This is a genomic window from Paenibacillus rigui (assembly GCF_002234615.1).
Taxonomy (GTDB): domain Bacteria; phylum Bacillota; class Bacilli; order Paenibacillales; family NBRC-103111; genus Paenibacillus_S; species Paenibacillus_S rigui.
This window is the reverse complement of sequence record NZ_NMQW01000036.1, coordinates 1-11,940: the sequence shown is the minus strand read 5'-3', so window position 1 is coordinate 11,940 and position 11,940 is coordinate 1. Positions and strand designations below refer to the sequence as shown.

Annotated in this window: 13 protein-coding genes and 1 riboswitch; of the genes, 11 read left to right on the top strand and 2 right to left on the bottom strand. The window is 48.2% G+C overall.

Features of this window, described 5'->3' with window-relative positions; all coding sequences use genetic code 11:
- Window positions 1–111: 111 nt before the first annotated feature.
- The gene (locus CF651_RS22790; RefSeq protein ID WP_094017188.1) at window positions 112–585 is read left to right on the top strand and encodes a GNAT family N-acetyltransferase; all 474 of its coding nucleotides are present in this window, start codon (window positions 112–114) and stop codon (window positions 583–585) included.
- Here CF651_RS22790 and CF651_RS22785 read toward each other — a convergent pair.
- Entirely contained in the window at window positions 575–2,275 is a 1,701-nt protein-coding gene (locus tag CF651_RS22785; RefSeq protein WP_094017187.1) for a hypothetical protein, read from the bottom strand. The two genes, CF651_RS22790 and CF651_RS22785, sit on opposite strands and share 11 nt — an antisense overlap.
- Window positions 2,276–2,458: 183 nt before the next feature.
- Between CF651_RS22785 and CF651_RS22780 the strand changes: the two genes are divergently transcribed.
- From CF651_RS22780 to CF651_RS22750, 7 genes are all read left to right on the top strand, one after another.
- Window positions 2,459–3,151, top strand: a complete 693-nt coding sequence (locus tag CF651_RS22780) for an MgtC/SapB family protein (protein WP_094017186.1) — start codon at window positions 2,459–2,461, stop codon at window positions 3,149–3,151.
- A gap of 93 nt (window positions 3,152–3,244) precedes the next feature.
- A complete protein-coding gene (locus tag CF651_RS22775) occupies window positions 3,245–3,847 on the top strand; it encodes an RNA polymerase sigma factor (RefSeq protein WP_094017185.1) in 603 nt (200 codons plus the stop codon).
- Entirely contained in the window at window positions 3,798–4,250 is a 453-nt protein-coding gene (locus CF651_RS22770) for an anti-sigma factor family protein (protein ID WP_094017184.1), read from the top strand. The genes CF651_RS22775 and CF651_RS22770 overlap by 50 nt, the downstream gene beginning before the upstream one ends.
- 56 nt (window positions 4,251–4,306) lie before the next feature.
- The gene (locus tag CF651_RS22765) at window positions 4,307–4,936 is read left to right on the top strand and encodes a hypothetical protein (protein WP_094017183.1); all 630 of its coding nucleotides are present in this window, start codon (window positions 4,307–4,309) and stop codon (window positions 4,934–4,936) included.
- Window positions 4,937–4,963: 27 nt separating this feature from the next.
- Window positions 4,964–6,187: a DUF4097 family beta strand repeat-containing protein gene (locus CF651_RS22760; RefSeq protein WP_094017182.1), complete on the top strand. Its 1,224-nt coding sequence runs from the start codon at window positions 4,964–4,966 to the stop codon at window positions 6,185–6,187.
- 109 nt (window positions 6,188–6,296) lie between these two features.
- On the top strand, window positions 6,297–6,731 hold the full coding sequence (locus CF651_RS22755) for a Fur family transcriptional regulator (RefSeq protein WP_094017181.1): 435 nt from the start codon (window positions 6,297–6,299) through the stop codon (window positions 6,729–6,731).
- A 216-nt stretch (window positions 6,732–6,947) separates the two neighbouring features.
- A complete protein-coding gene (locus CF651_RS22750) occupies window positions 6,948–8,687 on the top strand; it encodes a glycosyl hydrolase family 18 protein (RefSeq protein WP_245856102.1) in 1,740 nt (579 codons plus the stop codon).
- A gap of 192 nt (window positions 8,688–8,879) precedes the next feature.
- Here the strand turns inward: CF651_RS22750 and CF651_RS22745 are convergent, their stop codons facing one another.
- Complete coding sequence (locus CF651_RS22745; protein WP_094017180.1) at window positions 8,880–9,224, bottom strand: DUF2614 family zinc ribbon-containing protein; 345 nt, start codon at window positions 9,222–9,224, stop codon at window positions 8,880–8,882.
- 132 nt (window positions 9,225–9,356) lie between these two features.
- On the opposite strand from CF651_RS22745, the gene CF651_RS22740 reads away from it, so the two are divergent.
- The 3 genes from CF651_RS22740 to CF651_RS22730 all read left to right on the top strand — a co-directional run bounded on the left by CF651_RS22740 (window position 9,357) and on the right by CF651_RS22730 (window position 11,566).
- Window positions 9,357–10,226, top strand: a complete 870-nt coding sequence (locus CF651_RS22740) for a nucleotidyltransferase-like protein (RefSeq protein ID WP_094017179.1) — start codon at window positions 9,357–9,359, stop codon at window positions 10,224–10,226.
- Between the two features lie 57 nt (window positions 10,227–10,283).
- Window positions 10,284–10,417: riboswitch (TPP riboswitch) on the top strand.
- A gap of 119 nt (window positions 10,418–10,536) precedes the next feature.
- A complete protein-coding gene (gene thiS, locus CF651_RS22735) occupies window positions 10,537–10,737 on the top strand; it encodes a sulfur carrier protein ThiS (RefSeq protein WP_094017252.1) in 201 nt (66 codons plus the stop codon).
- A 55-nt stretch (window positions 10,738–10,792) separates the two neighbouring features.
- The gene (locus tag CF651_RS22730) at window positions 10,793–11,566 is read left to right on the top strand and encodes a thiazole synthase (RefSeq protein WP_094017178.1); all 774 of its coding nucleotides are present in this window, start codon (window positions 10,793–10,795) and stop codon (window positions 11,564–11,566) included.
- Window positions 11,567–11,940 lie beyond the last annotated feature (374 nt).

The following is an 11,940-nucleotide window of genomic DNA, read 5'->3' as shown; positions in this document are numbered from 1 at the left end:
ACCCGGAGAGGTTAAGGATTCCGGTTTTTTCCTGAAGAGGAGTGGATTGAGAGTCCCCACCTGTTGTATACTCTAGCTTAAACGAGCTGAAGCCATCCAGGAGGGGACCTTATGATCCGTAAGATTGATTTAACTGATCATCATCAAGTATTGGATCTGCTGTTTCTGCAACAGCTATCCTACCGGGTGGAAGCCGAATTGATCGGGTTCAAGGAAATCCCCCCTTTGTGGGATTCACCCAAAACCTTAAGGGAATCCGGAGAGTGCTTCTTCGGCTACTATGATGAGGATAACAAGCTGACAGGAGCGGTTTCGGTTAAGCAGGGACCCAAAGAAATGACGTTGTGCCGGATGATGGTTCACCCGGATGCTTTCCGTCAAGGCATTGCGACGCAGCTGCTGCAATATGCCGAGAGCTTGGCAGTTCCCGGCTTAATGATCAGGGTATCGACCGGTACAAATAATGAACCGGCCGTACGCTTATATACGAAGTTCGGGTATGAGCCCGGTCAGGTCATGGAAGTGGCGCCGGGCATTACTTTGACCGTATATCATAAAACGGCACCCAGCCCGCTCACCCGCTGATCGTATATTCTTCCCAGGCAATAGGCTTTCCGTTTACGGAGGCCTTTTTTGCTGTATTCAATTCCAGCACATCCCCCCTTCGGGTGACATACTGTGCAGCTAGCTTTAGCGTTCCCGCCGCTTCCTCCTCTGCAAAGCCAGCCCGCTGTTCCTTTCGCATGGCCGCAAATGCCGCCGTACTCACGCCGCCCAGCTGCTCAGCCTCATTCGCCGGCATCGCCTCAATGACAATCCCGTTTTTTCCGGCTTGGAAAGGGCACAAGACAGACAAACGATCCCCTTTTTCCTCCACCGTAAAATCATTCATCGAATGAAATACCAGGTACACACCGCCTACTTGGCCGTAGCCGCTTCGTTTCGTAAAGTGCCAGTCTCCTTTAGGCAGGCAGCCGACAAGGGCAGGGTAAGCCGTCTCCTGGTCTGCCGAAGACAGCTCCCAGAGCTGGATGACCGCGTCTTTATGCAGCAGGACCTCCCCGGTATTGCTTGCATGGCGGTCGTCGCCAGGCTGGTACCTTGCTCCTGGATGGAAGAAGAACGCCTGATTCACACCGTCCTTTGCGGAAGGATTGGTCAAGGGCAACGTCACGTCCCACCGCTGCTGTTCATTGTCGAACTCCTCGCGGCGTTCCCAAATTCCTCCGACGGCATAATCCGGTGCAATGTAAGCATGCGTATGGGCTTCTTCTTTTACGACTTCATCGGCCCCGGCGAACCGGATCAGGCGCTTTACTTCTACGGCATTTGTTCGATCCGTACCGATCCTTCTTACTTCCTTCGAAATCTCGTACGTATACAGGCCGGCTCCTTCCAAACGGGCAATCTGCTCCGGCATCGGGAAATCGCCGAATTGAATATAATCGAGCAGCGTGTTGTTGTCTTTTGGTCCGTCATGCGGCCATTGGCGGGATTGTGCTCCTACCCACGTACCTCTCAAATAATATTGAGCCCGCAGCTGCCATAGCGTTTCCAGCATGTCTCCGGTGACAACGCGTGCCTCAGGCTGCTCTACCATTTCCCATACGCAGGTGAAGGCCTGAATCCAGTGCCAATGCCATGGCAGGGCACCATATTCCTTAAAGCCGAATTTTCGGATATGGTGAAGCTGCTGCTTCGCACAACGAATCCCTTGCTCCAACAGCTCCTGATCATCGAACTGGTGTCCAAGCAGCAGCTTCAATGCCGTATGCTTGGCTTCATGATGATGAATTTGTTCGAGCGGAAGCCGGTGCACACGGCTGTGATAAATATGAACGAAGCACAGGTTCAGCTCGCTTTTTAGCTCCACGGGCAGTGTATTTTGATATTGATGATAGAACAATAGAAGCAGGCAGCCCATCAGCTCGACGGGAAGCCCGTTAGGCTGCGCGTTGTCGGGATCTGTACCCAGGTTCAATGGCCAGTGTCCGTACATCGGATGCCCGGAATCCTGAACCTGCAGCCGGATGACCCTACGGATCATTTCCACGGCCATCTGGAGCCCGTCCCTGCGTTGTTCTTGTGTCAGCTCGCTGCTTGCTTGCGTGTCAGTGCAGTAAGCATATAAATGAATGGCGTAATAGTAGTTGTCACGGACATCGCTGTGGAACCAGAAGCCGCTTGGGAGTACAGGCAGCTCCAGCGCTTTGCGTGCGGCCAGTTGGATAATATGGTTTCGTCTATTGTTTACCGTAAGCAGGGGGTGAGTCATTTGTTGAAATCCTCCATTCTGAATAGCTCATGATTCATGGCTTGAAACGTTTCATCTCTTACTTAAGTCTACTGTCATGACGAGGGAAGTCAACCGATTTTTTTTGAAAAGTTTATCAAGGACTGGCTAAACCGTGTTAAAATAGGGTTCATTATCGTAAATGGACAAAAGGGGGAATACCGGATGGCTTCAAATCCTTGGTATATTGATCAACTACATATTACGCTTCGCCTTATATTAGCGGTATTGCTCGGAGGATTAATCGGTTTTGAACGGGAGCGCAGCAGCCATGCGGCTGGATTGCGAACGCATATTCTTGTTTGTTTGGGATCGACGCTTATCATGCTGTTATCCATGTATGGCTTTACCGAATTTTCCAAGCTGGCTAATGTTCAGCGGGATCCCGCCCGCCTTGCGGCACAAGTGATAAGCGGAATCGGCTTTTTGGGAGCGGGGACTATTTTATATACGGGTAAATCCATTACGGGACTTACTACGGCTGCTTCCCTTTGGGTTGTTGCGGCAATAGGGCTGGCCACCGGAGCGGGATTTTATTATGCATCGATTTTAACGTGCGTGTTATCGCTTTTGAGCTTGTGGGTGCTGAATGTCGTCGAGCAAAAATATTTTAACGGAAAAAAGCTTCGCATTCTACGCATTCAGGCGGACGAGAGCCCGGGACTCTTAACCCGCATTTCCTCTACCTTAACAGGCAAAGGCAGCGATATTCGAAAGCTTACGGTAGAAGAAACGGAAAGAGAGAGCCACGAAATGATCATTTCTATTTCCCTGCGTATGTCGCGCGGCACTCAAATCTCGTCGGTTGTAGAAGAACTGCAGCAAATGAGCGGCGTTCATTCCGTCTCATGCGAATAAATAGGATTGTGCCCATTTATTTTTGCAAATTGAAGGGGTTATACGATGCAGAGCGTCTAAGAAAGCAGAACGTATGACGAAGGCGGTGAAACGATGGAACATTTGACGGATGAGCAATTGGTCGACCAGATCCGTCAAGGGGAAGACGAAGCGTACCGCCACTTGATCGAGAGGCACAAAAATTATATTTATACGCTCGTCTACCGCATGGTTGAACATCGGGAAACCGCCGAAGATTTAACGCAAGAAATCTTTATTAAGTTATATCGTTCATTAATTTATTTTCGCGGCGATTCCAAATTTACGACCTGGTTGTACCGGCTGGCCACCAATGTTGTGACGGATTACCGAAGAGCGCAGAAGCGGAGACCCCATCAGACGATTGTTGATAAACTCAAGGGGTGGTTTGGCAGCAGAGACGAGGAACCGGAAGCCGTCGCTCTGCAAAAGGAACAGCAGCATACGGTACAACGCATGTTGTCGGAGCTTCCGGATAAGTACCGGCTCATTCTGTATCTATATCATTACAAACAGCTCTCTTACCAGGAAATTTCCGAGATAACCCAGCTCCCGATCAAAACGATTGAAACCCGATTGTACCGGGGAAAAGCACTCCTCAAACAAAAATGGCAGGAGGTAAGGAACCATGAGCAAGCAGCATCCGGACGATCAGCAGCTGCAAAAATATCTGAATAAAACTTGTTCTGAGCATGAATACCGTAGAATACATCATCACCTCCAAAGCTGTCCGGGCTGCAAATCCCAATTATACGGGTATGTGGAGCTGGAATCGCTGCTGGATCGTCTTCCTGTGCTTGCTGCCCCTTCGGGGCTGGAGGAGAGCATTATGGAGGCCATTCGTGAGAGCGGGACCGGAGAACGGCCGCAACCGTCTGCAAAGGCTTCCTATGCTGCACGCTTTCGTTTGGAGCTGGTCCACGGCTTCATAGCCGCTGCCGCGACGTTCCTTTTCATCAGCTCGGGCATGTGGACGAGAATGATGTCGATTAATCCGGTCCAATGGAGCGAGGACGTTCAAAGCAAGGTCAGCGTCATTGAGGTGGTTGTTCAGCGCATCTCGGCTCAGCTTCTCTCATGATATAAAACGGTTGTTGTTCAATCCCTAGCCTATTTTAATAATGGAGGTTTGTTTAGATGGAGGAATACCGGAAGGAGACTCGGGTGAACGATGAGGAGAAGGAAGAGGCGTTTCTGCGCGAAAGGCTGGAGCGCTGGGGACATCCCCAGCAGGACCGCGTACCTCCGTTTGATCCGTTTAAAGCCAGAAAAAGCAAATTTGTCGCCTGCTTGCTCTCATTCCTCATTCCAGGAACCGGCCAGCTGTACTTAGGCTTAATGCAGCGGGGGATGGGCCTCATGCTGCTTCTCATTTTGGATATTTTCGCGATTGTGTTTTTTGCGACCAACTCGAGCAGCAATATACCGCTCATCGTGCTTTTCTCGTTATTTGTGCCTGTCATCTATTTCTACAATATATTTGATGCCCTGCAGCAAACCGATCGGGTGAATGGCCGTTGGCATGACGGGCTTTCCGATCCGTTGGACAGCTTGGGGAGGGGGCAATCCTTTCCAGGTGTCCCCAAACGCTTTAAGGGAAGCACTTTCGGTTATGTGCTCATTATCGGCGGTATATTTCTGTTTCTTGTCAGTAACAAGCCTGCATGGCTGAATCAAGTATTCGAATGGATCGGCTCATCTATAGGAGCGATCATTCTGATCGTTATCGGTGTGGCGTTATTTTTGAAGGAATCTTTTAAAAAGTGAATCCCGGTGAGGAAGGAGGAAGCCTACATGCGTAAGGCGGGGCGTTTCACAGCTGCACTGCTTTTGATTGCAGTTGGTGTAGCGGTCATAGTGGACCAATATGCCAAGCTCCATTGGACAGAGCGTTTAATGGATTGGTGGCCGCTTTTGTTCATTGCACTCGGGCTCGAATATATTTGGCTTCAGTCCAGACATGGGGACAGCGATAAGCCTCTGAAGCTCGATTTGGGCGGATTGATTTTTGCTTTAATCATTTCAGCTGTTGTGATGGTCAGTCTGAACTCTTCACTGTTAATGAAGGGAGGCTGGACACATTTTACGCAGGGGCAGCCTTATGATAAAGGGACGACGCCTATAACCGTTCCCGATAGGATAGAGCGGATTGACTTGACGAATCAGGCCGGCAATGTGACGATACGTACCGGGAACTCGGATCGGATCGAGGTTCAGACGACCGTTTATGTCGCCGAAGGGGACCCGGATAAAGCCAAAGCCATCGTGGAACAATCCAGGGTAGAGGCTTCGACGCAGGGCTCGACCTTGAACATCAAAACCATAAGCCAGGAAGAGGGGAAATTTTGGGGGTTCGGCAAAATCAGGATTGATTTGATCGTAGCGATTCCTGAACAAGTGCTGCGTTCAACCAAGCTGAACCTGGATTTATCCAACGGCAGTATTACGGCGGAGCAGCTCGTTATGAGCCAGGAGCTGAAGGGCACGACAACCAATGGCGCTATCCATATTACAAATGTGGAAGCAGCGGAATTGAATCTTCAGTCGACCAACGCCAAGATCGTTGCCTCAAAGACAAAAGGCAATATGAAGCTGCAAACGACGAACGGCTCTATCGAAGCAAATGAACATCAGGGGGACGTTCGGTTAAAGTCTACAAACGGCCAACTTTCGGCCGCAGCTATAACCGGAGCCATTGGCGCAGAGACAACGAACGGCGGTATCCATCTGGATCATACTCATGCGAAGGTGGATGCCAGAACAACCAATGGATCCATTGAAGTGACCGCGGCGGAGGTGCAAGGGGACTGGGATCTTCAGACCACTCACGGTAAAATTGACGCAGCCTTGCCGGCCAATGGGGATTTCCGGGTTCAGGGCAAAGGACAGAACGTGACAAGCAACACAGCCCTGCCGCTGCGCATTCATGGGAAAGAGATTGACGGCAAGGTAGGTTCAGGCCAATATACGATTAACCTGGACACGAACGGTTCCCTCGTGGTTCGTACATCGAAATAGGCATTACCTGCTTATTGCCAAAGAAGGGCAAGCATCCGCATTGACAAATTCAAACGATGCCACGTAAAATAAAGTGATACCCTTCTTAGACGATTAGGCGGTGAGCAGCATGGATTCCAGATTGGAGCAGGCGTTAACGAAGCTGAAGATGAAAGGCGTGCGCATGACACCACAGAGACATGCGATTCTCGCTTATTTACTAAATACGATGACTCATCCGACGGCGGATGAGATTTATAAGGCACTGGCCCCTCGGTTTCCCAGTATGAGCGTAGCGACAGTTTACAATAATCTCAAGGTATTTATCGAGGTCGGGCTTGTCCGTGAAATGACCTATGGGGACCATTCCAGCCGGTTTGATGCCGATATGTCCGAGCATTACCACGCGCTTTGCGAAGAATGCGGCAAGCTGGTTGATTTCGCCTATAAGCCCCTGGATGATTTGGAGAAGACGGCCGGTATCGAAACCGGGTTTCAGGTTAAAAGCCACCGTGTCGAGGTGTACGGGATATGTGCGGACTGTGCGTCAGTGAAACAGTACTAATAATTTGATAGAACGCGATGCCATAGTTGCGGTATAATGGACGTGCTTGAAAGCCACTTGTCGGACAGGTGCTTCGAGCATGTCTTTTTTCGTTTTGGACGCGAGCCTTCCTTTGAAGGACGGCGAAAGCCGGTTATACCGCTGAACGCGGTCGCTCATCTTCGCAAGGCTTCGATAGAGGTTTTCTCAATTAAATAGCATCATGGGAGTGAAACGATGGAAACGGATTACCCAATGAAAGTACCGAAGAATAGACGTACACGCAAATGGGCCTTCTTGATGATTTTGTTAGCTATCGTATTGGGTGCGGCGGCAGCATTTTACTGGGATCAGTACGTACCGACCTCTAAACATGAAGCGCCCTCATTTGACGGCATGACCAAACCGATATTTTATCAGGGAGCTATGCTGGATAAGCCTGCTCAAGGGAAAGAAGAGACGCTGAAACTTCCTTTTGATATTGTAAAGGAACAGATTGATCCTACCATGATTTATGAAACCTCCAGTGACTCGACGATCATAACAACGCAGGATAAGGTTCTAAGGCTCAAGACGAGCCAGTTGACCGGGATGGTTAACGAAAAGCCGTTTACATTAAAGTTTCCGCTGGAGAAAATTAACGGTTCATTGTATCTTCCGATACAGCCTTTGGAGGATTTGTACCGCATTGAACTAAGGGAATCGGAGGAAACCGGGGCGGTCATCCTGTTAAAAGAGGGCGATACGCTGCAATGGGGTAAAACCGCCGCTTTTCCTGACAAGCCTGACAAGACGGTCCCTATGCGTAAGGAGCCCTTTATTAAATCTCCCATCCTTGCCGATTTGAAACAATCGGAATTCGTGATGATCTGGTCGGAGGAGCCGGAATGGTATAAAGTACAGCTGGCTAACGGGTATATGGGATATATAAGCAAGAAGCAATTGAGCAAGGACAAGACGGAGACTATCCCCAAAAAAGAACTGCAGCCGAGCTTCGTCCCGGCCAAACCGATCAACGGAAAAATCAATCTGACTTGGGATCAGATGACCACACCGAAAAATCCGGACACGTCCAAGTTTCCTCCGATGCCGGGGTTAAATGTTGTGAGCCCCACATGGTTTCATTTGGATGATGGACAGGGGACATTGAAAAACTTGGCGGACCCCGCCTACGTGAAGTGGGCCCACGATCAGAATATCCAGGTATGGGCGCTATTCAGCAATGGGTTTGAGCCGAAACGTACAACGGAAGCTCTCTCGACCTATGACAAGCGAATGAAGATGATTAAGCAGCTTCTCAGCTATGCTCAGCTATACTCTTTACAGGGAATCAATATCGACTTTGAGAATGTCAGCACCAAGGACAAGGATAATTTAACCCAATTTGTCCGTGAAATGGTCCCTTTGATGCATGAGCAGGGGCTTATCGTGTCTATGGATGTCACTCCGAAATCGAATAGTGAAATGTGGTCGCTGTTTTATGACCGCAAGGCGCTGATTGATTCTTTGGACTATATGATGATTATGGCATACGATGAATTTTGGGCCAGCAGTCCTACGGCCGGGAGTGTATCCTCCTTGCCTTGGGTAGAGAAGAATGTGGTTAAATTAATGAAAGAGGATCAAATTCCTGCTTCTAAGCTCATTTTAGGGGTTCCTTTCTACACGAGAGTGTGGACGGAAGAGACAGTGGACGGCAAAACCAAGGTCAGCTCCAAATCCGTCTACATGGAGACACCGCAAAAGACGATAAAAGAAAAAAATCTGACACCTGTTTTCTTGCCTGAGGCAGGTCAAAACTATGTAGAATATAAAGATGGAGACAAGCTGAACAAAATTTGGCTTGAAGACGAGGTTTCCATGAAGGCGCGGTTGGATTTAGTAAAGAAATATAACCTAGCCGGAGTGGCCTCCTGGAGAAGAGGCTATGAAACACCGTCCATATGGAATCTAATTAAAACATCCCTTGATAAATAACCGAACCAGCCCTGATCTTATCCTTATTCTTAAAAAAGAGAAAACCGGTACTGCTTGTGTCCCCGATCCAACGGTGGAAGAAGCGTACCGGTTTTTTTGCGATATAACTAACCTCTCAATGGGGGCTATCCTTATCGAAATATCTCTATAGACATATATTTCAAGCATAAATGTTCCTTTTCCCAGGTACGATTAACTGGCACTAGCATTCGGGTCATGCTTGGGGTCCATGGATAAGATCGTTTTGCAGAACATGCAGCGATCCGTTTTGCCTATCATTTTGGTAGGCTTACCGCATTCCGGACATTCAATAACGGTCGCGCTGGTAGACATCATGCCTGCCCAAAAATAAATGCCCATACTCCCCAGCATGGCGATGGCCCCGATAAACATAAAGGTAACGGCCATAATTTTGCCTGCAGAGCCCCAATCAAAAACAATCCCTGCCAAACCGACAATCATAAGCAGCATGCCGCCCATGGTCAGCAGCAGACCCCACAAACGGAACTCGTTGACTTTACTTGACTTGAGCTTCAACTTCTGTCACTTCTTTCTTCAAAAGGGTTTTTAAACAATGTTGTGAAATTTGTCACCAATCCGATGCAGGAAACCACCTAGTTTTGTAGAAATAATGATGTATCAATGAATGTAAATTAGGAGGCTGCAGCGATGAATGGCATAAAAGAACAGCTGGTTGCCAGGCTCCGGGAAGATGAAGCAGTCATAAGCGTACTGGCTGTAGACAACCCGTCTTTGTTTTCTGCTCTTACGGACGGTTTTGATCTCCTGCTGCTTGTCATTTCAAATGATGATCTGAAAACCGACCAACAATATCATTATATAAAAGACAACTGCCGTATACAAGAAAGATGGATATGTACCTCCTTACTTGATCGCATTATTGTGCAAGGGGAGCGCCGCAACCTTATTCATTGGATCTTAAAAGGAGAGATTCTTCTGGATCGGAATATATATTTGGAAAGCCTGCGGCACCGTATGCTCGAATTTCCTCAGGAGATGCGGGAACACAAGCTGCTCATTGAGTTTTCCAAATTTTTGCGGAGATACTCGGAGAGTAAAGAATATGTATTGGACGACCACTTGCTGGATGCCTACAACAATATATTGGAGGCTCTCCATCATTGGGCGAGGCTTGTTATTATTGAAGCGGGGCTTCATCCGGAGACGACGGTATGGCGGCAAGTGAAGGGAGTCAATCCTGGAGTCTATAAGCTTTATGAAGAGCTGACCATGAGCAAGGAAACGCTGAAGCAGCGGGTACAGTTAGTTTTGCTTGCCTGTGAATTTTCAGTCATGTCCAAAATGGAGCGGTGCTGCAAAATGCTGATTCAAGTTTTAGCCAGCCGAGAACAAGCGTGGAGCCTGCACGAGCTGCAGCAAAATGATAAATTGGCCGATATTCGAAACGAGCTGCCATTAGTTTTAAATAAGCTTGTTAAGAAGATATTGGCTAAAGAAGTTATCTATACGATGGACGAACAGGTTTCGGTGCTGGAGATCCGCTATACGAATCTATAAATAACGACTCGAACATGCGACAAAATCATATTTTTCTGCTATAATTTCATTGAACTTAATAGCCACTAGGGGAGCCTTTCGATGCGAGGCTGAGAGTAGGAAGCTGTTCCTTGACCCTTGGAACCTGATTTGTGTACCGGAACGGTATACTTCTGGATGATACCAGCGTAGGGAAGTGGATGGACGTAGCCATGCTGTCTACAGCAGATTACCAAGTCAACCCTTATGCGGTTGGCTTTTTTTGTTGTTTCCCATGAGGTTGGCATCTGGCAGAAAGCATTCTTGTAATACGGAAAGCGGGGTGGAGTTTGTGGAATTAATCATTAATGGAGATTCGCGCTCGGTAACGGACGTTGCCACAGTAGCTGATTTGCTCGTTCAGTTCAAATTGGAACAAAAAATACTTGTCATCGAGCTGAACCGAGAGATCGTTGAGCGTACAGACTATGACACAACGCAGCTGCATGAAGGTGATCGGATTGAGATTGTCCATTTCGTCGGTGGAGGCTGACCCTTACTTTTTTGTTTGATTTTTATCCAATAATTCAAGCCTGGAGGCACAGAACATGACAGATCTATTGAAAATCGGCCCTTATGAGTTTAAATCGCGCTTACTGCTGGGTACAGGAAAGTTTCCTGCGTTGGATATTCAGACACAAGCGGTGAAAGTTTCGGAGTCAGAGGTTTTAACGTTCGCTATTCGCAGATTGCCGATTGACAATCCGGATGCACCTAACTTTTTGGAATCACTTGATCTCAAAAAGTTTACGCTTCTCCCTAATACGGCAGGTGCCTATACAGTAGAGGAGGCCGTCCGTATTGCCAAGCTGGCCAAAGCTACTGGCCTGTGCGATATGATTAAGGTGGAAGTAATTGGTGACCCCAAAACATTGCTGCCGGATCCTATCGGGACCTTGGAGGCAACGAAGATATTGGTAGACCTCGGATTTATTGTGCTTCCGTATACGTCCGATGATCCAATTCTTGCGAGAAAGCTGCAGGAGGCTGGAGCTGCGGCAGTGATGCCGGGGGCGTCGCCTATTGGTTCCGGACAAGGAATCGCCAATCCGAACCAGCTTCGCTTTATTATTGAGGAGGCAAAGGTTCCTGTTATTGTAGATGCAGGGATTGGCGGACCTGCCGATGCTGCTCTTGCGATGGAACTTGGCGCTGACGGAGTTTTGCTGAATACGGCAGTTGCCGGAGCACGGAATCCTGTATTGATGGCAGAGGCGTTTAAACTGGCAGTCATGGCAGGTAGAAAAGGGTTCATGGCTGGACGTATTCCGAAAAAGCGTTATGCTTCGGCGAGCAGCCCTGAAGAAGGAATGATTGAGTAGCGGTAAAATAGGGGACTGAAATAGACTAATCTGAGAGTGAAGCCTGTTATTGGGCTTTGCTCTCAGGTACATTGAGCTTTTAGCATGGAATTTATGCTTGACTTTCAATAGCGGGCTATGATACATTATTCCTCGCCGCCAAAACGGCACACATCATTCAAAGCATGAAAAAAGCTTTTGAAAAAAAAGAAAAAAATAATGCTTGCATTAAGATGGGTGAATGTGATATATTATAAAAGTCGCCGCTGAACGAGACGACAATAACTGACAAAGCTTGAATCGCAGTTGTGATGCGGCTTTTGAGGTTTTAGTTACAAGATTGCCCTTTGAAAACTGAACAACGAGTGAGTGTTAACTGTCTCTTATACCCATCT